Genomic DNA, 21,281 nt, shown 5'->3' with positions numbered 1-21,281 from the left:
CTACTTGCGCACCTGCTGCAGCTTGGCGAAGGCACCCGCCATCGCCGTGTTGAGCTGCGGATTGCCCGGCGCCCGCTGGCCCCGCCCAGCCCCTTCGTAGCGGTTGTCGCGCGGGCCGTCGCGGCGAGGCGCCGCCTTGGCATCGAGCTTCATGGTCAGGCTGATGCGCTTTCGCGCCACGTCCACCTCCAGCACCTTGACCTTGACGATGTCGCCGGTCTTGACGACCTCGCGCGCATCGTTGACGAAGCGGTTGGACAGCTGGCTGACGTGCACCAGGCCGTCCTGGTGCACGCCCAGGTCGACGAAGGCGCCGAACTGCGCGACGTTGCTCACCGTGCCTTCCAGCACCATGCCTTCCTGCAGGTCGGCGATGTCTTCCACGCCCTCGTTGAAGCGCGCCACCTTGAAGTCGGGGCGCGGGTCGCGGCCGGGCTTTTCCAGCTCGCCCAGGATGTCCTTGACGGTGATCACGCCGAACCGCTCGTTGGCGAACAGCTCGGGCTTGAGGGTGCGCAGCATCTCGGCGCGGCCCATCAGCTCGGCCACCGGCTTGCCGGTGGCGGCCATCATCTGCTCGACCACCGGATAGGTTTCCGGGTGCACGCCCGTCATGTCCAGCGGGTTGTCGCCGCCGCGGATGCGCAGGAAGCCGGCGCTCTGCTCGAAGGTCTTGGGCCCCAGGCCGCTGACGTCCAGCAGCTGCTGGCGGCTGCGGAAGGCGCCGTGCGCCTCGCGCCAGCGCACCACCGCCTTGGCGACGCTGCCGCTCAGGCCCGACACGCGGGTCAGCAGCGGCACGCTGGCGGTGTTCAGGTCCACGCCGACCGAGTTGACGCAGTCCTCGACCACGGCATCGAGCGTGCGCGCCAGCTCGGTCTGGTTGACGTCGTGCTGGTACTGGCCGACACCGATCGACTTGGGATCGATCTTGACCAGCTCGGCCAGCGGGTCCTGCAGCCGGCGCGCGATGCTGGCGGCGCCGCGCAGGCTCACGTCGACGTCGGGCATCTCCTGCGAGGCGAACTCGCTGGCCGAATAGACCGAGGCACCGGCCTCGCTGACGACGACCCGCTGCAGGCCTTCGACCCGCTTGCCCAGGTCGGCGGCCAGCTTGTCGGTCTCGCGGCTGGCGGTGCCGTTGCCGATGGCGATCAGGTTGACGCCGTGCTGCAGGCACAGCCGCTGCAGGGTCTGCAGCGAGCCTTCCCAGTCGCGCCGCGGCTCGTGCGGGTAGACGGTGGCGGTGGCGACCAGCTTGCCGGTGGCATCGACCACCGCGACCTTGACGCCGGTGCGGATGCCCGGGTCCAGCCCCATCACGACGCGCGGCCCGGCCGGTGCGGCCAGCAGCAGGTCGCGCAGGTTGTCGGCGAACACCTTGATCGCGACCTTCTCGGCGTCCTCGCGCAGGCGCGCGAACAGGTCACGCTCGAGCGACAGCGACAGCTTGACGCGCCAGGTCCAGGCCACGCACTTGCGCAGCAGGTCGTCGGCCGGGCGCGCCTGGTGGCTCCAGCCGAGCTGCAGCGCGATCCGACCTTCGGCGATCGACGGCTTGCCGGGCTCGGGTTCCACCGGCAGCGCCAGCTTGGCATCCAGCAGTTCCAGCTGCCGGCCGCGGAACACCGCCAGCGCGCGGTGCGACGGCACCCGGCCGATCGGCTCCTCGTAGTCGAAGTAGTCGCGGAACTTGGCGACGTCGGGGTGGTTCTCGTCCTTGCCGGCCGCCAGCTTCGAGCGGAACAGGCCCTCCTGCCACAGCCATTCGCGCAGCGACTGCACCAGCGCCGGCTCCTCGGCCCAGCGCTCGGACAGGATGTCGCGCACGCCGTCGAGCACGGCCGGCACGGTGGTGAAATCCTCGCCGCCCTCACCCTTCTCGGCCTTGACGAAAGGCTGGGCTTCGGCGGCCGGATCCAGCCCGGGGTCGGCGAACAGGCGATCGGCCAGCGGCTCCAGCCCGGCCTCGCGCGCGATCTGGCCCTTGGTGCGGCGCCGGGGTTTGAACGGCAGGTACAGGTCTTCCAGTTCCTGCTTGGTCGGCGCCGCCTCGAAGGCGGCGCGCAGTTCGGGCGTGAGCTTGCCCTGCTCCTCGACACTGCGGATCACGGCTTCGCGCCGCTCTTCCAGCTCGCGCAGGTAGCCCAGGCGTTCCTGCAACGTGCGCAACTGCACGTCGTCGAGGCCGCCGGTGGCTTCCTTGCGGTAGCGGGCGATGAAGGGGACGGTGGCACCGCCGTCGAGCAGGTCGACGGCCGCCTGCACCTGCTGCTCGCCGACGCGGATCTCGGCGGCGATCTGCCGGATGATTTTCTTCATGGGTACTGCTGGGGCTCCGGGCGGAGCGCGGAAGTTTGCCACAGGCCCCGCACAGCGATTCGGGGTTGCGGCTGACATCCGCGCAGGCCCGGCACATCCAAGAATGCGGTCAGCTCCGCCCATCCTCTTCACGGGAGAAACCGATGCGCGCACGAACCGTCCTGCTGCTGGTGGCCATCCTGCTGGTCGCCGGCTTCGCCGCCCAGAACTGGACGCAGATCAACCAGCCCACGCAGCTGACCTTCGGCACGGTGACGGCCACGGCACCGCTGGGCCTGATCCTGCTGACGCTGCTGGCCCTGACCCTGCTGGTGTTCCTGGCCAGCGCCGTGTCGATGCGCACGCACAGCCTGGTGGAATCGCGCCAGCACGCCAAGGCCCTGCAGGCCCAGCGCGACCTGGCCGAGCGCGCCGAGGCCTCCCGCTTCACCGACCTGCGCGGCGTGCTGGACAACCACCTGCGCGAGATGCGACAACGGGAGCAGGCCGCCAACACCGAGCTGGACAAGACCTTGTCGCAGCACCACCGGGAGCTGCGCAACCAGCTCGAGCAGATGTACCACCTGCTGACGTCACGGATGGGGGAACTGGAGCGCCGGCTGGACAACCGCCCGGCCCGTGTCGAGCGGGTCGAGCACGTCGAGACGCCGATGTCGGCGCAGCCCGAGGACGTGCCGCCGGGGCGGATGGTCGAGCCGGAACCGCTGCACGCGCCGCACGGGCGCTAAGACCATCGACCGCGCGCCAGCAGGAACGACCGCAGCCTCAGTCGAACAGCCCCGGTCCGTCCGGCCCCAGCGGCGCGCCTTCGATTTCCAGCAGCCGCAGCTTGGTGCGGGTGCCGCCCTCGGCCGAGAAGCCGCCGCTGCCGCCGTGGGCGGCCAGGATGCGGTGGCACGGCACGAGGGGCGCGAAGGGATTCGCCCCGAGCGCCTGCCCGACGGCGCGCGCGGCGCCCGGTTCGCCCAGTTCCCGCGCCAGCTCGCCATAGGTGCGCACCTGGCCCGGCGGGATCGCCCGCGCCAGCTCGTAGACGCGGCGCTGGAACGCACCGACCCCCTCGTAGTCCAGCGGAACGTCCTGCAACGTGTCGCCCTCGCCTTCCAGCTGGCGCTGCACCCGTCCGATCACGCCGGCAACGCTGGCCGGCGGCACGGCCTCCGGCGCCGGCCCGCACCAGCGATGCATCCGTGCCAGCGTCCGGGCGTCGGTGGTCTCCGGCAACTGCACCGCGGCGATGCGGCCGTCGGCTCGCCAGGCGATGCCGCAGCGGCCGATGGCCGTGTCGAACAGGCAGCAGCCGGCGGCCACGGCCATGGCGCGCCGCCTCAGTCGCCGCGCAGGGCGGCGCGCAGCTGGGCGCCGACCTCGGGCCGCTCCAGGAACGGGTCGGGCGGGTTGCGGAGGTCGGCGATGGCTTCCATCCGGCTGCGCACGTTGCCCAGCGCCTTGGGGTGGCTGTAGATGTAGAACTGGTCGGCGGCGACGGCATCGAACACCTTCTGCGCCACTTCCGCCGCGGTGACCTTGCCCGAGCTCACGGCCTTGTCGCTCATGGCCTGGCCGATCAGCTGGCTTCGGGTCGGCTGGCCCGAGGCCAGCTCGCCCGGCCGGTTGCGCTCGCTGCTGTTGATGCCGGTGGGCACGAAGTACGGGCACAGCACGCTGGCGCCGACCTGGTCGGTGACCAGGCGCAGGTCCTGGTACAGCGTCTCGGTCAGCGCCACCACGGCGTGCTTGCTGACGTTGTAGATGCCCATGTTGGGCGGCGTCAGCAGGCCGGCCATGCTGGCGGTGTTGACGATGTGGCCGCGCCAGGCCGGGTCGGCCTTCGCGGCGGCCAGCATCAGGGGCGTGAACAGGCGCACGCCGTGCACCACGCCCCACAGGTTGACGCCCAGCACCCACTCCCAGTCGGCGACGCTGTTCTCCCAGACCAGGCCGCCGGCGCCGACGCCGGCATTGTTGAAGACGAAGTGCGGCGCGCCGAAGCGCTGCTGCACGGCCTGCGCCAGCGCCTCCATCTCGGCGGCCTTGGAGACATCCACGCGGCGGGCCAGCACCGGCGCGCCGGCCTGCTCCATCTCGTCGCGCGCGCGGTCCAGCGCGTCCTGCTGCACGTCCACCAGCACCAGGTTCATGCCCCGTTGCGCGCCGATGCGGGCGCACTCGAGCCCGAAGCCGGACGCTGCGCCGGTGAGCACGGCGGTCTTGCCCTTGAAGTCGTCGATCATGCGGTTTCTGCCTTCCTCAGGACGTACCCGACGCGCGGGAAATGGACATGCACGGTGCCGGCGCGCGGGTCGTCGCGGCGCAGGCTGTAGTGGGTGCGGGTGGCGGCGATCAGCTCGCCCTCGGTGGCCTCGAGGCCGAACGACTCGGCGGCCACGGTGACGCGGCTGCCCAGCGGGATCCCGTGGTCGTCCTGGAAGGCGCTGTCCACCAGCAGGTTGTGGCCCGGCGGCTCGGGGTCGGCGCGGCGCGCCACCTCGACCGCATCGGCGGCGGCCAGCGGCTCGAAGCGCCCGTGGCCGACCGAGGACACCCGCTCCATCCACTCCAGCAGCGAGGGCGTGGGCTGCAGGATGTCCGCCACCGCCGGGGTGCGCGTGCGCGTGAACCACAGCGGGTGGTAGGCGGCGAAGTCGGCGACGCAGGCTTCCGAGCCGAACAGGAAATCGTGTTCGTCGGCCATGTAGGCCAGCCGGCGCAGGTAGGAGCGGTAGGCCGAGGTGGCGTCGCCCAGGCGCAGCTGGGTCATGTTGCTGCGCATGGCCTTGCGATCGGTCGCGAAGGCCTGGCCGATCTCGGCGCTCTGGAACATCTGCGCCATGGACTTGGGCTGGATGCTGTACGTCATCGCCGCCCAGAACAGCGTGCTGTCGGCCCATTGCGCGAACACCCGCGCCACGCCTTTCAGGTGCGCCGGGTACAGCGGGGGCTCGGGCTGCACGTGCTCCAGCACGTCGCCGATCAGCGAGGTGTCGCAGTAGATGTCGGCGCCGACCTGCAGCAGCGGCGTCCGGCGATAGCCGCCGGTCAGCGCCACCACGTCCGGCTTGGGCATCACGGCCGGGATGTGCACCGATTTCCAGGCCAGCTTCTTGTGGCCCAGCACCAGCCGGATCTTCTCGGCGAACGGCGACTCGGGGTAGTGGTGCAGGATCAGCTCGGTCATCGAAGTCCTTGTCGGAGTGCTTGCTCAGCGGGGGCGTGGCCGGGCTGCCGAACGGGGGGCGAACACCAGTCGCCAGGTCCCCGTGAAATCGCGGACCTCGGCTGCCTCCAGCGCGCCCTTGTCCTGCAGCAGGCGGTGCAGCGCCGGCAGGTGGTAGTGCGGCACGGCCGGGTAGAGGTGGTGCTCCACGTGGTAGTTCACGTGGTGCGGGAACAGGACCGCGCGCGCCAGGCGGTTCGGCCAGGAGCCCCAGGTCCGGTTGGTGCGTGCGGCCGTCAGCGGCGAGCCCAGGTCATGGGCCGCGCCATGCTCGCAGATGGCGCGCAGGCGCAGGATCGGCTGCAGCACGGTGACCAGCGGCACCACCCAGAGCACGGTGTACATCGCGAGGCCGCGCCAGCCGCCCAGCGCGAGGGCCGCCAGCGGCGCGGCCACGTGAAAACCGGCGACCCAGAGGCGATCGGCGCGCGCGGCGGCCCGCAGCTGCGGCGAGGTGTCGTCCAGCGGCCGGATCTCCCGCCGGGTGTCGTCGTTGATCGCCGGCGCGCCGAAGAAGTAGGCAAAGGTCTTCCAGGCGTTCAGCCCCAGCACGTCGCGCACCAGCTTGTTCAGGAGGTAACCCTTGCCGCGCGGGTAGCCCCCGTGGATGGCGGTGTCCGGGTCTTCCTCGGTGTACAGGTTGTTGTGGTGCAGCCGGTGCGTCACGCGGTACGTGCACATGGACACGCCGCCGACCATGCCGATGGCACGGCCGACGAGGTCGTTGGCGCTGCGGCCGGGGAACAGGCGGTAGTGCGCGGCCTCGTGCGCCAGGATGAACAGGCCATGCTGCGCGACCCCGATCGCCACGAGGGACAGCAGCATCCAGGCGCTCGGCCAGGTGGCGATCGCCAGCGCCATCGCCAGTGCGATCAGGCCGAAAGTGTGGGCGATGGAAAGGGCCGAGCGCCAGGACGAGAGCCGTGTCAGCGGCGCCAGTTCCTGCGGCGTGAGCAGCCGCCGCGCCTGGGCATTGCGCGCGCCGGGTCGCAGGTCTTCGCGGAACTCCTCGCCCTGGCGTGGCTCCATGCCCTGGCCCGCCGTCACACCAGCTTGACCAGCTGCTTGCCGAAGTTGCGGCCGCGCAGCAGGCCCAGGAAGGCCTCGGGCGCCGACTCCAGGCCCTGGGCGATGGTCTCGCGCGGACGCAGCTTGCCGCTGCCCACCAGCTCGCCCAGTTCCTTCAGGGCCTCGGGCCAGACCTCCATGTGCTCGCTGACGATGAAGCCCTGCACCCGCATGCGGTTGGTGAGCAGCAGTTGCGGGTACGACATCGGGATTGGCTTGCCGTCGTAGCCGGAAATCATGCCGCACAGGGCGATGCGCGAGAAGGCATTCATGCGCAGCATCACGGCATCCATCACCATGCCGCCGACGTTCTCGAAGTAGCCGTCGATGCCGTCCGGGCAGGCCTGCTTGAGCGCCTTCGACAGCGAGATCGCATCGGCGTGCTGCTTGTAGTCGATGCAGGCGTCGAAGCCCAGCTCCTCGGTCACGTAGCGGCACTTCTCGGGTCCGCCGGCGATGCCCACCGCGCGGCAGCCGCGCGCCTTGGCCAGCACGCCCACGGTGCTGCCGACGGCGCCGCTGGCGGCGCTGACCGCGATCGTCTGGCCGGGCTTCGGCTCGATGATCTTCACCAGCCCGTACCAGCCCGTCACGCCGGGCATGCCGACGGCGCCCAGGTACTGCGACAGCGGCACCTGCGTGGTGTCCAGCTTGCGCAGCGCGCCCGGCTGCGCGGCATCGACCACGCTGTATTCCTGCCAGCCGCCCATGCCCTGCACCATGTCGCCGGGCTGGTACTTCGGGTGGCGGCTTTCCACCACCTCGCCGGCGGTGCCGCCGATCATCACCTCGCCCAGCGGCTGCGGCTGGGCGTAGCTCTTGCTCTCGTTCATGCGGCCGCGCATGTACGGGTCCAGGCTGAGGAAATGGTGGCGCACCAGCACCTGGCCGTCCTGCAGCGGCGGCGTCTCGCTGCTGACCAGCTTGAAGTTGGCGGTGGTGGCTTCGCCCTGCGGGCGGTTGTCGAGCAGGATCTGGCGGTTGGTCGGCATGGCGTCCTCCTGGTCAGTCGGTGGAGATCACGTTGAAGGCGTGCGTGCCCTTGCGGCCGACCGGCAGCCGCGGCACGTACTTGAAGGTGCCGGTGCCGGTGGCGTGCGCGCACGCGGCGCCGGCTTCGTCGCTGATGGTGGCCTCGCAGAAGGCCAGGGTCGCGGTGCGGTGCATCAGCCGGCCGCGCGCGGCGAGCAGTCCCCGCGAGGGCTGCATGAAGGTGGTCTTCATCTCGATGGTGACCACGCCCATGTCCTTCTGGATGCTGCGCGCCGCCACCGCCATGGCCACGTCCATCAGCGTCATCACGGCGCCGCCATGGGTGACGCCGAACGAGTTGAGGTGCTCGGGCCGGGCCTGGTATGCGATCAGCGATTCGCCGCCCTCCATCCGCTGCAGCTCGAAGCCCAGGTGGTGGACGAAGGGAATGTCGGCGCCGAAGTGCATGGACAACCCGGGTGCCTCAACCGCCGGTGACGACGCTGACGCCGCCATCCACCGCCAGCCACTGGCCGGTGATGTGCTTGCCGGCATCGGAGGCGAACAGCACGGCCGTGCCCTTCAGGTCCTCGTCGTCGCCGAGCCGGCGCAGCGGCGCGTGGGCGGCGAGCTTGTCCTCGCCCAGCCGGTCGAGCGTGCCGCGCGTCATCTTGCTGGGGAAGAAGCCGGGACAGATGGCATTGACGTTGATGCCGTAGCGGCCCCACTCGCAGGCCAGCGCACGGGTGAAGTTGATGACCGCGCCCTTGGACGTGTTGTAGGCCAGCGTCTGCATCTCCGGCGGGTTGCCGCCCAGCCCGGCGATCGAGGCGATGTTGATGATGCGGCCGCCCTGGCGCGGGATCATGCTCTTCTTGGCGATGTGCTGGCTGAGGATGAAATAGCCGCGCACGTTCAGGTTCATCAGCTTGTCCCAGGCCTCCACCGGGTGGTCCTCGGCCGGCGCGCCCCAGGCGGCGCCGGCGTTGTTGACCAGGATGTGGACGTCGCCCATGCGCTCGAGCGTCTCGTCGGCCATGCGGCGGATGTCCTCCTCGCGCGAGGCGTCGGCGGCGATCCAGCGCGCGTCGATGCCGGCCGCCTGCAGTTCGGCCGCGGACTCCTCCAGGTCGGCCGCCTTGCGCGAGGTCAGCATGATCTTCGCGCCCGCTTCGCCCAGCGCATGCGCCAGTTGCAGGCCGAGGCCGCGCGAGCCGCCGGTGACGAGCGCGGTCTTGCCGCCGAGGTCGATGAGTTGCTGGATGGTGCGGGTCATGGGCCTTGTCTCGGGTTGGGTTTCGAAAGGGTTCAGAACGCCTCTTCGGGCATGTGGGCGCAGGTGGGGTCGCGCGTCTCGACCACCCGCAGCCAGGCGCCGATCTTGGGCAGTTCGTAGTGGAAGAAGTATCGGCCGGCGTGCACGCGCCCGGTTTCGGCGGCGCTGCGCGCGCTGGCCTCGGCCGGGACCGTGAGCAGCACGTCCAGCCAGATCCAGGCGATCACCGTGTGGCCGAACGCCTGCATGTAGGGCACCGCGTTGGCCAGCGCCATGGTCGGGTCGCCGGAGGACCAGGCGGCCTTGGTGGCGGCACCGACGTGCTGCAGGGCCCGGGCCAGCTCGTTGCCGTGTGCGGCCAGGTCGGCGCGCTGCAGCGCCCGCCCGATGGTGGCGTTGACGCGCCCGGCCAGCAGCTGCAGGCCACGGCCGCCCTCCATCACCACCTTGCGGCCCAGCAAATCGGTGGCCTGGATGCCGTGCGTGCCCTCGTGGATCATGTTCAGGCGCTGGTCGCGCCAGTACTGCTCGACCGGGAAGTCGCGCGTGTAGCCGTAGCCGCCATGGACCTGGATGGCCAGCGAGTTGCCCTCCAGGCAGAACTCGCTGGGCCAGCTCTTGGCGATCGGCGTCAGCACTTCCAGCAGCAGGCGCGCCTCGTCGGCGGCGTCCGGCGCGCCGGTGTGCTGCTCGTCCACCAGCCGCGCGCAGTACAGCATCAGCGCCAGCGCACCCTCGGCATAGGCCTTCTGCGCCAGCAGCATGCGTTTGACGTCGGCGTGCTCGATGATGCGCACCTGCGGCTGCGCGGGATCCTTGCCGCCCGGCCCCACGGGGCGGCCCTGCGGACGGTTCCTCGCATAGTCGAGCGACGCGTAGTAGCCCGCCAGGCCCAGCGAGGTGGCCGCCATCCCGATGCCGATGCGCGCCTCGTTCATCATGTGGAACATGCAGCGCAGGCCTTCGCCCGGTTGGCCCACCCGGTAGCCGATCGCGCCGGCGGCGCCGCGCACCGGGTACCGCCCTTCCCCGAAGTTCAGCAGCGTGTTGGTGGTGCCGCGCCAGCCCAGCTTGTGGTTCAGGCCGGCCAGCGCCACGTCGTTGCGCTCGCCGGTGAGCCGGCCATCCGGCCCCACCAGCTTCTTGGGCACGATGAACAGCGAGATGCCGCGCGTGCCCGGCACCAGCTTGCCGTCCGGCCCCGGGATCTTGGCCAGCACCAGGTGGACGATGTTCTCGGCCAGCTCGTGCTCGCCGGCCGAGATCCACATCTTGTTGCCGGTGAGGCGGTAGCGTGGGCCGAGCGGGTCGGCCTCGAAGTCGGCGCCGTCGGGCACCGCCCGCGTCGCCACGTCCGACAGCGAGGAGCCGGCCTGCGGCTCCGACAGGCACATGGTGCCGGAAAAGCGCCCGCTGAACTCGTTGGCCGCGAACACCTGCTTCTGCAGGTCCGTGCCATGCGCCATCAGCAGATTGGCGTTGCCCACCGTCAGCAGGCCGGCGCCGATGCTGACCGAGGCGGTGGCGAAGAACGCGCCGGCGGCCGCCTCCACCGTGTACGGCAACTGCATGCCGCCGATGGCGTAGTCCTGCGCGGCGCTCAGCATGCCGGAGCCGGCGTAGGCGTCCCACGCGTCCTTGGTGGCCTGCGGCAGGATCACCTGCTCGCCGTCGAAGCGCGGCTCCTCGGTGTCGACCAGCCGGTTGAACGGCGCGTACTTCTCGCGCGCGATGCGCTCGCAGGTATCGAGCACGGCGTCGAAGGTGTCGCGCGAGTGGTCGGCAAAGCGGGGACGCTCGGCCAACCGATCGACCTTCAGCCAGTCGTAGAGCAGGACATCGAGCGTGGGGCGGAGGGTGGACATGGTGACTCGGTCGCGCGATGGTCGGGGGCGATGTCATCCCGGCGAAAGCCGGAATCCATCTCCCGCTGCCTCGACCCGCGCGGGCGTGTCCGACGGCCGGGAGATGGATGGCGGGGCACGCCCGCCATGACACCCCTTTCTTACAGCACCTCGAACACCCCTGCCGCGCCCATGCCGCCGCCGATGCACATGGTCACGCAGACGCGCTTGGCGCCGCGGCGCTTGCCCTCGATCAGCGCATGGCCCGTCAGGCGCTGGCCCGACACGCCATAGGGATGGCCGACGGCGATGGCGCCGCCGTTGACGTTCAGCCGGTCGGCCGGGATGCCCAGCTTGTCGCGGCAGTAGAGCACCTGCACGGCGAAGGCCTCGTTCAGCTCCCACAGGTCGATGTCCTCGACCTTCAGGCCCAGCTGCTTGAGCACCTTGGGCACGGCGAACACCGGGCCGATGCCCATCTCGTCGGGCTCGCAGCCGGCCACCGCGAAGCCGAGGAAGCGGCCGATCGGCTTGAGGTTGTGCTTCGACGCGTAGCCTTCACCGACCACCACGCAGGCGCCGGCGCCGTCGGAGAACTGGCTGGCATTGCCGGCCGCGATCACGCCGCCCGGCAGCGCCGGCTTGATGCCGCTGATGCCCTCCTTCGTGGTGCCCTCGCGCAGGCCTTCGTCCTTGCTGACCGTGACTTCCTTGGTGCGCAGGCCCATGACCGGGTCGGCCACGCCGGCCTTGACCGTGATCGGCGCGATCTCGTCTTCGAACTTGCCGGCCGCCTGGGCGGCGCAGGCCCTCTGCTGGCTGGCGGCGCCGTACTCGTCCATGCGGTCGCGGTCGATGCCGTAGCGCTTGGCGACCTGCTCGGCGGTCTGCAGCATGGACCAGTAGATCTCGGGCTTCTTCTGCTCCAGGTCCGGATCCTTGATCATGTGCAGGTTCATCTCCTGCTGCACGCAGGAGATGCTCTCCACGCCCCCGGCCACGTACACCTCGCCCTCGCCGGCGATGATGCGCTGCGAAGCCATGGCGATGGTCTGCAGGCCGGACGAGCAGAACCGGTTGACGGTCATGCCCGACACCGTGATCGGCAGGTCGGCCATCAGCGCGATCTGGCGCGCGATGTTGGAGCCGGTGGCGCCTTCGGGGTTGGCGCAGCCCATGAGCACGTCTTCCACCGCGCCCGGCTCGATGCCGGCGCGCTGCACGGCGTGCCGGACGGCGTGGCCGCCGAGCGTGGCGCCGTGCGTCATGTTGAAGGCGCCCTTCCAGCTCTTGGTCAGCGGCGTGCGGGCGGTGGAGACGATGACGGCTTGGGTCATGGTGGAGTGCCTTTCTTGCGGGTTTCCGGTTTCAGGGCGCCGGCGAGTTGAGGTTGCGCAGCAGCTGGTGGTAGAAGCGGACGAGCTCACCCAGGTTGGCGACCGAGATGCGCTCGTTGGTGCCGTGCAGCCGGGGCAGGTCCTCCGGCTTCACGCGAATGGGGGAAAAGCGATAGATGTTGTCGGTCAGGCCGGTGAAGTGGCGCGAGTCCGACCCGGCCACGTACAGCGCCGGCGTGACCAGCACGTCGGGATGCAGCGAGCGCAAGGTGCGGTTGAGCAGCTGGTAGGAAGGCGCCGCGGTCGGCGAGATGCCGGTCGGGTCGGCGCCACCGGGGATTTCGCTCAGTTCGAACCCGTCGCCCACCTGCTCGCGCACGTGCTGCAGGACGCTGCTGCGGGTCTCGCCCGGCATGATGCGGAAGTTCACCACGGCCTGCGCCTGCTCGGGGATGACGTTGTCCTTGTTGCCGGCCTGCAAGATGGTCAAGGCGGTGGTGGTGCGCAGCATCGCATTGGTGCTGCCGGCCTTCTCCAGCTGGCCCTGGACGACCGGGCCGAACAGCCACAGGTTGGACAGCGCGACCCGCTGGAAGCCGCCCATCTCGGGCGCCAGCGTCTCGAACATCTCGCGCGCCACGCCCTTCATCGCGGCCGGCAACTGCTGCTGCTCCAGCCGGCCCAAGGCGGCGGACAGCTTGGAGATCGCCGTCTGGCCCGGCGGCGGCGGCGCCGACGAGTGGCCCGGGATGCCCTTGGCCTTAATCGCCACCGACAGGTAGCCTTTCTCGGCGACGCCCACCAGCGCGACCGGGGCGGCGACGCCCGGCATCAGCCCTTCGGTGACGAACAGCCCTTCGTCGATCACGAACTCGAGCCGGACCTTGCGTTGTTCCAGCAGCTTCACGATCTGCTGCGCGCCGCGCAGGCCGCTCACTTCCTCGTCGGCGCCGGAGATCAGGTACACGGTCTGGCGCGGCTGGAATGCCGAGGCGAGCAGCAACTCGATCGCTTCCATCTGGGCGACGAGGTTGCCCTTGTCGTCCCAGGCGCCGCGGCCCCAGACGAAGCCGTCACGCACCTCGCCGGCGTAGGGACCGGCTGTCCAGTTCTTCTCGGTGCCCGGCTCGATCGGTACCACGTCGTGGTGCGCCATCAGGGCGATGGGCCGGGCGTCGGGGTCGGTGCCGCGCCAGGTGTAGAGCAGGCTGAGGCCACCCACCAGCTCGCGCTGCAGCGTGGCGTGCAGGCGCGGAAACCGCTGCTCCAAGTACGCGTGGAGCTTGCGGAACTCCTCGGCGTTGGCCTGCGGGTCGGCCAGGCTGGACTCGGTGCGAAAGCGGATCGCGCCGGCCAGCTTGTCCGCCACCGCATTGGCATCGAGCGCGAGCGGCGGCGCCGGCGGCACCTGCAGCTGGCGTGAGCCCTGGCGCAGGGTGTTCACGGCCACCGCCGCTGCCAGCAGCAGCACCAGGCCGAGTACCGCGAGGAGAACGCGCTTGAGCATTGGAGGGTCAGCCGGTCAGTCCCTTGCCCTCCGCCACCAGCTTCTTGATCAGCGGCGCCGGCTCCCAGAAGGCGGCGTCGTCGCGCGGGTTGCGCTGGAATCGGTGCATGGCCTGCATCACGTTGAACAGCCCGACCTGGTCGGCGTACAGCATGGGGCCGCCGCGGTGGATCGGGAAGCCGTAGCCGGTCAGGTAGACCATGTCGATGTCGCTGGCGCGCGAGGCGATGCCCTCCTCCAGGATGCGGGCCGCCTCGTTGACCAGCGAGAACACCAGGCGCTGCACGATTTCCTCGTCGGAAATCTTGCGCGGCTCGATGCCCAGCTCCTTGCGGTGCGAAGCGACCATGTCCTCGACCAGCTTGGACGGAATCGCATCGCGCTTGCCGGGCTGGTAGTCGTACCAGCCGGCGCCGGTCTTCTGGCCGAAGCGGCCCAGTTCGCACAGCTTGTCGGCGGTGCGGCTGTACTTCATGTCGGGGCGCTCGGCGGCCCGGCGCTTGCGGATCGCCCAGCCGATGTCGTTGCCGGCCAGGTCGCCCATGCGGAACGGACCCATGGCGAAGCCGAACCTCTCGATCGCCCGGTCCACCTGCTGCGGCGTGGCGCCCTCGTCCAGCAGGAAGCCGGCCTGGCGGCTGTACTGCTCGATCATGCGGTTGCCGATGAAGCCGTCGCACACGCCGGAGACGACCGCCGTCTTCTTGATCTTCTTGGCGGTGGCCATCACGGTGGCCAGGACGTCCTTTGCGGTCTTCTCGCCGCGCACCACCTCCAGCAGCTTCATCACGTTGGCCGGGCTGAAGAAGTGCATGCCGACCACGTCCTGCGGGCGCCTGGTGAACGCGGCGATCTTGTTGACGTCCAGGGTGGAGGTGTTGCTGGCCAGGATCGCGCCGGGCTTCATCACCTGGTCGAGCGTCTCGAACACCTTCTGCTTGACGCCCATCTCCTCGAACACCGCCTCGATCACCAGGTCGGCGTCCTTGAGGTCGTCGTAGGACAGCGTGGTCTTGAGCAGGGCCATGCGCTGCTCGTACTTGTCCTGCTTGAGCTTGCCCTTCTTGACCTGGGCCTCGTAGTTCTTGCGGATGGTGGCGATGCCGCGGTCCAGCGCCTCCTGCTTCATCTCCAGGAGGGTCACCGGGATGCCCGCGTTCAGGAAGTTCATCGAGATGCCGCCGCCCATGGTGCCGGCGCCGATGACGGCCACGCTCCTGATCTCGCGCTTGGGCGTGTCTTCCGGGACGTCGGGGATCTTGGAGGCGGCGCGCTCGGCCATGAAGATGTGGCGCAGCGCGCGGCTCTCCGGCGTGAGCATCAGGTTGAGGAACAGCTCGCGCTCGTACAGCATGCCGTCGTCGAACCTCTTCGTCGTCGCGGCCTCGACGGCGTCGACGCACTTGAGCGGCGCCGGGAAGTTCTTCGCCATGCCCTTGACCATGTTGCGGGCGAACTGGAAGTAGGCATCGCCGCGCGGGTGCTTGCACGGCAGGTCGCGCACGCGCGGCAGCGGTCGCTGGCCAGCGACCTGGCGCGCGAAGGCCAGGGCTTCCTCGAGCAGCGATTCGGCCGAAGCGGCCATCCTGTCGAACAGCTTCTGGCCGGGCTGCTGCGCCAGCAGCTCGCTCTTGACCGGCTCGCCCGAGACGATCATGTTCAGCGCGGTCTCGACGCCCAGCACGCGCGGCAGGCGCTGCGTGCCGCCGGCGCCGGGGATCAGGCCCAGCTTGACCTCGGGCAGCGCCACGTTGCAGCCGGGCGCGGCGATGCGGTAGTGGCAGCCCAGCGACAGCTCCAGCCCACCGCCCATGCAGACCGAATGGACCGCGGCGACCGTCGGCTTGGCCGAGTTCTCCAGCGCCAGGATCAGCGACAGCAGGTTGGGTTCGGCGATCGCCTTGGGCGAGCCGAACTCCTTGATGTCGGCGCCGCCCGAGAAGGCCTTGCCGGCGCCGGTGACCACGATCGCCTTGACGGCCGGATCGGCATTGGCCCGCTCCAGCCCGGCGGCGAAGGCCTGCCGCAATGCCAGCCCCAGCCCGTTGACGGGCGGGTTGTCCATCGTGATCACGGCCACGTCGCCGTGCACCTTGTATTCAGCCGTCATGTGCGGTGCTCCTGGAAAGAAAAAGAACGCTCGTTCGCTTGGGGCGATTCTAGGAAAGGCATGCTGCGCTGCAATGCCGTCTTGTCGCGGCAGGGACTTTGGAATGGCCCCATCGCTTCCGACCGCAGGTCGAACCGTCCGCGCGGAATAACATGCAGCGCGGACACCCCTTGGGCGAGGATCCGGCTTCGCCGGTCCTCGCCCAACTGATCAGAGCCACGCGCGAATCGCGCAGCGATTCGCGCGTGACTAGACTTCCAGCCACTCCTTGCGAGTGTAGGCGTCGGCCCTCAGGCTGTCCGGCGTGCCCTGGAAAACGATGCTGCCATGCCCCATCACCAGCGCCCGGTCGGACACCGTCATGGCGATGGTCAGCTTCTGCTCGATCAGCAGCACGGACAGGCCGCGCTCCTTGAGCTTCTTCAGGTACTCGCCGACCAGCTCGACGATCTTGGGCGCCAGCCCTTCGGTGGGCTCGTCGATGATGATCAGCTCGGGGTCGCCCATCAGTGTGCGGCACAGCGTCAGCATCTGCTGCTCGCCGCCCGACAGCACGCCGGCCTCGGTGTGCTGGCGCTCCTTCAGGCGCGGGAACATCGCGTACATGTCGTCGAACGACCAGCGGCCCTGCTGGCCGGCGCGCTTCTGCCCCAGCATCAGGTTCTGGTGCACCGTCAGCGTCGGGAAGATCTCGCGGTTCTCCGGCACGTAGCCGATGCCCAGGTGGGCGATCTCGTAGGGCTTGCGCCCCCGCGTAGGCTGGCCCTTCCATTCGACCGAGCCGGTGCACTCGACCATGCCCATGATGGCCTTGGCCGTGGTCGAGCGGCCAGAGCCGTTGCGGCCCAGCAAAGCCACGATCTCGCCGGGCTGCACCTCGAAGTGAACGCCGTGCAGGACGTGGCTCTTGCCGTAGAAGGCGTGGAGGTTGTCGATCCTGAGCATCACGGCCTCCGGCGAGCCACGTCGGGGCGCCCGGGCGCCCCCTCGGCGGGCAGCGAGTCCACGAAGCGAGGCAGCACAGGCGCTCTCATGCGTGCGCTCCCACCTGGGCATCCGCCACGTGAGAGCCGAGGTACGCCTCCTGCACCCGCTGGTTGGCGCGCACCTTCTCCGGCGTGTCGAAGGCGATCACCTCGCCGTAGACCACCACCGCGATCTTGTCGGCCAGGCCGAACACCACCCCCATGTCGTGCTCCACCGTCAGCAGCGTCTTGCCGACGGTCACTTCCTTGATCAGCTCGATGAAGCGCCGGGTCTCGCTCTTGCTCATGCCGGCCGTGGGTTCGTCCAGCAGGATCACGCCGGCGCCGCCGCCGATGGTGATGCCGATCTCCAGCGCACGCTGCTCGGCGTACGTCAGGTTCACGGCCAGCACGTCGCGCTTGCGCTCCAGGTGGATCATCTGCATCAGCTGCTCGGCCCGCTCGTTGGCGTCGTGCAGGTTGGCCAGGAACTTGAAGAAGGTGTAGCGGTAGCCCAGGCTCCACAGCACGCCGCAGCGCAGGTTCTCGAAGACGCTGAGCTTGGGGAAGATGTTGGTGATCTGGAAGCTGCGCGACAGGCCCAGCCGGTTGATCTCGAACGGCCGCTTGCCGTCGATGCGCCGGCCGTTGAGCAGCACCTCGCCGCTGCTAGGCTCGAAGCGGCCGCTGATCAGGTTGAACAGGGTCGACTTGCCGGCGCCGTTGGGGCCGATCACCGCCACCCGCTCGCCGGGCCGCACGGCCAGGTTGGCGCCGCGGATGATCTCGGTCTTGCCGAAGCTCTTGTGCAGGTCGCGCAGTTCCAGCGCGTACGCCGTCATGGCTGGCTCTCCCGGCGCTTGGTCTCTTTTTCGATGAATTCCTGGATCTCGCCCCACTGGCGCACGAACTGGCGCCGGGTGAGCTCGAACAGGCCGATGCCGCTGAGCATGACGAAGGTGCAGCCGAACCAGCTGTCCACCCCCTTGGCATCGAGCGTCGCGCCCAGGAACTGCAGCTGCGGCCCCAGCGCGGCATTGAGCTTGAGGTGGTAGACCATCTCGATCAGGCCGGCCGCCCCGAGCAGCGTGATCAGCGCCGTGGCGCCCAGCGCGAGGTAGCTGACCCAGAGCTCGCGCAGGCGGCCGAACGACGCCACGCGCATGTTCATCATGATCAGGCTGGCGATGCCGCCGGGTGCGTACATCACCATGAACAGGAACACCAGGCCCAGGTACAGCAGCCAGGCCTTGGTCAGCTCGGACAGCAGCACGAAGGCCAGCACCATCAGCACGGCGCCGATGATCGGCCCGAAGAAGAAGGTGGCGCCGCCCAGGAAGGTGAACAGCAGGTAGGCGCCCGAGCGCGGCCCGCTCACCACCTCGGAGGTCACGATCTCGAAGTTCAGCGCCGCCAGCCCGCCGGAGATGCCGGCGAAGAAGGCCGCCACGCAGAACACCAGGAAGCGCACCATCTGGGTGTTGTAGCCGACGAACTCGACCCGCTCGGGGTTGTCGCGCACCGCGTTGATCATGCGGCCCAGCGGCGTGCGGGTGAAGGCGTACATGGCGCCGGTGCAGATGAAGGTGTAGAGCGCGATCAGGTAGTAGAGCTGTATTTGCGGCCCGAAGGTGATGCCCAACGGCTGGGAGCCGGTCACCCGGTTGCCCGAGATGCCGCCCTCGCCGCCGAAGAACTCGGGGAACATCAGCGACGAGGCCCAGACCAGCTCGCCGATGCCCAGCGTGATCATCGCGAACGGGGTGGCGGCCTTCTTGGTCGTGACCCATCCCAGCAGCAGCGCGAAGGCCAGGCCGGCCAGCCCGCCGGCGATGGGGACCAGGCTCACGGGCAGCGGCAGCGTGCCGGCCGAGACCAGGTTGAGCGCGTGGATCGCCAGGAAGGCGCCCAGGCCCGAGTGCACCGCATGCCCGAAGCTGAGCATGCCGCCCTGCCCCAGCAGCATGTTGTAGGACAGGCAGACGATGATCGCGATGCCCATCTGGCTGAGCATGGTGTGCGCCAGCGAGCTGGTGAACACCAGCGGCGCCACCAGCAGCACGATGGCGAACAGCGACCAGATCAGCCAGCGGCCCACGTTCCAGGGCTTGAACTCGTAATAGCCCGCCTTGGCGCCGGTGGCGGGGATGGACGATGGCGACGTGCCCGCCAGTGGCATCGGAACGCCCACCCGCGTGTTCTCCTGCGCCGTGGCCGGCGCTTGCTGCGTGTCGGTCAGGCTGCCCATTGCGTCAGCCCTCCCGCGTGCCCAGCAGGCCCTTGGGCCGGAAGATCAGCATCAGCACCAGGAACAGGTAGGGCAGGATGGGCGCGACCTGGCTGATCTTGAGCTTCCAGAGGGCGTAGCCGAAGGTGTCGGACGACACGTGCAGGCCGACCGTGTCCAGCGCGCCCTGGATGGAGGCGTCCACGCCCACTGCGAAGGTCTGCACGATGCCGATCAGCAGCGAGGCCAGGAACGCGCCCGACAGCGAGCCCATGCCGCCGACCACCACCACCACGAAGATGATGGAGCCCACCGTGGCCGCCATGCCCGGCTCGGTGACGAAGGCGTTGCCGCCGATCACGCCCGCCAGGCCGGCCAGCGCGGCGCCGCCGCCGAACACCAGCATGAACACGCGCGGCACGTTGTGGCCCAGCGCCTCGACCGCGCCCGGATGCGTCAGCGCCGCCTGGATCACCAGCCCGATGCGGGTGCGCGTGAGCAGCAGCCAGATCGCCACCAGCATCAGCACCGCCACCAGCATCATGAAGCCGCGGTACATCGGGAACTGGGTGCCGTACAGCGTGAACAGCGGGCCGTCCAGCGCCGCCGGCACCCGGTAGTCGACCGAGCCGGTGCCCCACACCAGTTGCACCATCTCGAGCAGGATGAAGGACAGGCCGAAGGTGATGAGCAGCTCGGGCACGTGGCCGAACTTGTGCACCCGGCGTAGGCAGTACTTCTCGAACAGGGCGCCCAGCACGCCCACCAGCAGCGGCGCGACTGCCAGCGCCGGCCAGTAGCCCACCAGCTGCGCGGTGGTGAACGCGAAGTACGCCCCCAGCATGTAGAAGCTGGCGTGGGCGAAGTTGAGCACGCCCATCATGCTGAAGATCAGCGTGAGGCCTGAACTCAGCATGAACAGCAGCAGCCCGTAGCTGATGCCGTTCAGGAGGGAGATGGTGAAGAATTCCACTGAGGGAGACCGGAGGCTGGGGACGGGGAACTACGGGTTGTGGGCCTGGGCACCGCAGGCGGGTGGAATCCATGCGAGACGATCGGCGGCGTTCATGAAGAGGGGCTAGCGACGGGAAACAGGAAAGGCTGTTTCCCTCGTCCTAGCCCCCCGGCTCCTGCGCAAGGCCCGCGGCGCCGGCCGCGGGCCGGAACCGTCACGCGCCCGGCCGCTTCATCTGGCAGCTGGTGGGCGTGCTGGACACGTAGGAATCCATCTGCTTGATCGGCACGAAGGTGTAGCCGGTGTTCTCGACGCTGTACTCGCCCTTCTTGGCCTTTTGCCACTTGGTGATGTACATCGGCATCTGCAGCTGGTGGTCGGAGCCGCGCATCTGCACGTCGCCGGCGAAGCTCTTGACCGACAGCCCTTCCAGCGCCCGCGCCACCTTGACCGGGTCGGTGGAGCCGGCCTTGGCCATCGCGTTGTTCAGCAGGTTGATGCCGTTGTAGGTGGCGAAGGTGTAGTAGTCGTCGTTGAACTTCTTGTGGAAGTCGGCGGCGAGCTTGCCGATCTCGCCGGTCTGGTTGGCGTGGCCATAGGCCACCACGTACACCTCGCTGTCGCCGCCGGCGGCCAGCGCCGTGGGCGTGCCCGTGACGCCGGCGTAGTAGGTGTACATCGGGATCTTCAGGCCGGCGTCGTTCAGCGCCTTGACCAGCAGCGTGAGGTCCTGGCCCCAGTTGCCGGTGACGATGGTGTCGGCGCCGGCCTGCTTGATCTTGGCCACGTAGGGCGAGAAGTCCTTGACCTGGCCGATCGGGTGCAGGTCTTCACCGACGATCTGCACGTCGGGGCGCTTGCGCTTGATCGCGTCCTTGAAGTACTTGGCGACCTGGTGGCCGTGCGAGTAGTTCTGGTTGATCAGGAAGACCTTCTTGACGCTGGGCTGGTCCTTCATGAAGGAGGTCAGCGCCTCCATCTTCATGGAGGTGTCGGCGTCCAGGCGGTAGTGCCAGTAGTCGCACTTCTCGTTGGTCAACGCCGGATCGACCGCCGCGTAGTTGAGATAGACGACTTCCTTGCCGGGATTGCGCGCGTTGTGCTTGGACACGGCATCCAGGATGGCGGTGGCGGCGCCCGAGCCGTTGCCCTGGGTGACGTAGCGGAAGCCCTGGTCGATGGCCGCCTTCAGGGTGTTCAGGCTCTCCTGCGGCGAGCCCTTGTTGTCGAAGCCGACCACCTCGAACCTCACGCCCGAGGGCGCACGGCCCGAGAGCTGCTCGGCGACGAACTGCCAGCTCTTGAGCTGGTTCTGGCCGACGTTGGCGAACGGCCCGGACAGCGGGTCCATGAACGCGATGCGCACGGTCTCGTTCTTGAGCGGCCCGCCCATGGCGGCGGCCGCTGCCGCAGGAGCCGCCGGTGCGGCCTTGGCCGGCGCTTCCTTGGCTGGAGCGGCCGGCTTGGCGGGCGCCTGCGCG

The 21,281-nt window shown here is 69.3% G+C and carries 18 protein-coding genes; 1 reads left to right on the top strand and 17 read right to left on the bottom strand.

What is annotated here, in order from left to right; genetic code table 11:
• Positions 1-2,322 carry a Tex family protein gene (locus PE066_RS00260; protein ID WP_271234573.1) on the bottom strand — a complete coding sequence of 774 codons (2,322 nt, stop codon included), beginning with the start codon at positions 2,320-2,322 and terminating at the stop codon, positions 1-3.
• 143 nt (positions 2,323-2,465) lie between these two features.
• Here PE066_RS00260 and PE066_RS00255 point away from each other — a divergent pair, with 143 nt between their 5' ends.
• Complete coding sequence (locus tag PE066_RS00255) at positions 2,466-3,050, top strand: hypothetical protein (protein ID WP_271234572.1); 585 nt, start codon at positions 2,466-2,468, stop codon at positions 3,048-3,050.
• 37 nt (positions 3,051-3,087) lie between these two features.
• Here PE066_RS00255 and PE066_RS00250 read toward each other — a convergent pair whose 3' ends face one another.
• The 16 genes from PE066_RS00250 to PE066_RS00175 all read right to left on the bottom strand — a co-directional run bounded on the left by PE066_RS00250 (position 3,088) and on the right by PE066_RS00175 (position 21,193).
• Entirely contained in the window at positions 3,088-3,639 is a 552-nt protein-coding gene (locus tag PE066_RS00250; protein WP_271234571.1) for a methylated-DNA--[protein]-cysteine S-methyltransferase, read from the bottom strand.
• A gap of 11 nt (positions 3,640-3,650) precedes the next feature.
• Positions 3,651-4,556, bottom strand: coding sequence for an SDR family oxidoreductase (locus PE066_RS00245; protein WP_271234570.1), 906 nt, complete (start codon positions 4,554-4,556; stop codon positions 3,651-3,653).
• Positions 4,553-5,500: a glutathione S-transferase family protein gene (locus PE066_RS00240; RefSeq protein ID WP_271234569.1), complete on the bottom strand. Its 948-nt coding sequence runs from the start codon at positions 5,498-5,500 to the stop codon at positions 4,553-4,555. The genes PE066_RS00245 and PE066_RS00240 overlap by 4 nt, the downstream gene beginning before the upstream one ends.
• A gap of 24 nt (positions 5,501-5,524) precedes the next feature.
• A complete protein-coding gene (locus PE066_RS00235; protein ID WP_271234568.1) occupies positions 5,525-6,568 on the bottom strand; it encodes a fatty acid desaturase family protein in 1,044 nt (347 codons plus the stop codon).
• Positions 6,569-6,582: 14 nt separating this feature from the next.
• Positions 6,583-7,599, bottom strand: coding sequence for an NADP-dependent oxidoreductase (locus tag PE066_RS00230; RefSeq protein ID WP_271234567.1), 1,017 nt, complete (start codon positions 7,597-7,599; stop codon positions 6,583-6,585).
• 13 nt (positions 7,600-7,612) lie between these two features.
• Positions 7,613-8,047, bottom strand: a complete 435-nt coding sequence (locus tag PE066_RS00225; RefSeq protein ID WP_271234566.1) for a PaaI family thioesterase — start codon at positions 8,045-8,047, stop codon at positions 7,613-7,615.
• Between the two features lie 16 nt (positions 8,048-8,063).
• On the bottom strand, positions 8,064-8,855 hold the full coding sequence (locus PE066_RS00220) for an SDR family oxidoreductase (RefSeq protein WP_271234565.1): 792 nt from the start codon (positions 8,853-8,855) through the stop codon (positions 8,064-8,066).
• 32 nt (positions 8,856-8,887) lie between these two features.
• Positions 8,888-10,720: an acyl-CoA dehydrogenase gene (locus PE066_RS00215; protein WP_271234564.1), complete on the bottom strand. Its 1,833-nt coding sequence runs from the start codon at positions 10,718-10,720 to the stop codon at positions 8,888-8,890.
• A 140-nt stretch (positions 10,721-10,860) separates the two neighbouring features.
• The gene (locus tag PE066_RS00210; protein ID WP_271234563.1) at positions 10,861-12,036 is read right to left on the bottom strand and encodes an acetyl-CoA C-acyltransferase; all 1,176 of its coding nucleotides are present in this window, start codon (positions 12,034-12,036) and stop codon (positions 10,861-10,863) included.
• A 31-nt stretch (positions 12,037-12,067) separates the two neighbouring features.
• Positions 12,068-13,543 carry a M20 family peptidase gene (locus PE066_RS00205; RefSeq protein ID WP_271234562.1) on the bottom strand — a complete coding sequence of 492 codons (1,476 nt, stop codon included), beginning with the start codon at positions 13,541-13,543 and terminating at the stop codon, positions 12,068-12,070.
• A 7-nt stretch (positions 13,544-13,550) separates the two neighbouring features.
• A complete protein-coding gene (locus tag PE066_RS00200) occupies positions 13,551-15,653 on the bottom strand; it encodes a 3-hydroxyacyl-CoA dehydrogenase NAD-binding domain-containing protein (protein ID WP_271234561.1) in 2,103 nt (700 codons plus the stop codon).
• Positions 15,654-15,902: 249 nt separating this feature from the next.
• Positions 15,903-16,598, bottom strand: coding sequence for an ABC transporter ATP-binding protein (locus PE066_RS00195; RefSeq protein ID WP_271234560.1), 696 nt, complete (start codon positions 16,596-16,598; stop codon positions 15,903-15,905).
• Positions 16,599-16,683: 85 nt separating this feature from the next.
• Positions 16,684-17,460, bottom strand: a complete 777-nt coding sequence (locus tag PE066_RS00190) for an ABC transporter ATP-binding protein (RefSeq protein WP_271234559.1) — start codon at positions 17,458-17,460, stop codon at positions 16,684-16,686.
• Positions 17,457-18,797: a branched-chain amino acid ABC transporter permease gene (locus PE066_RS00185; protein WP_271236640.1), complete on the bottom strand. Its 1,341-nt coding sequence runs from the start codon at positions 18,795-18,797 to the stop codon at positions 17,457-17,459. Before PE066_RS00185 ends, PE066_RS00190 begins: the two co-directional genes overlap by 4 nt.
• Before the next feature lie 73 nt (positions 18,798-18,870).
• Positions 18,871-19,761, bottom strand: coding sequence for a branched-chain amino acid ABC transporter permease (locus PE066_RS00180; protein WP_271236639.1), 891 nt, complete (start codon positions 19,759-19,761; stop codon positions 18,871-18,873).
• Between the two features lie 253 nt (positions 19,762-20,014).
• A complete protein-coding gene (locus PE066_RS00175; RefSeq protein ID WP_271236638.1) occupies positions 20,015-21,193 on the bottom strand; it encodes a branched-chain amino acid ABC transporter substrate-binding protein in 1,179 nt (392 codons plus the stop codon).
• Between the last annotated feature and the right edge of the window lie 88 nt (positions 21,194-21,281).

It is taken from the genome of Ramlibacter tataouinensis (assembly GCF_027941915.1).
GTDB lineage: Bacteria > Pseudomonadota > Gammaproteobacteria > Burkholderiales > Burkholderiaceae_C > Ramlibacter > Ramlibacter tataouinensis_C.
The sequence above is the reverse complement of the archived record's forward strand: the minus strand, read 5'-3'. Positions and strand labels throughout refer to the sequence as shown.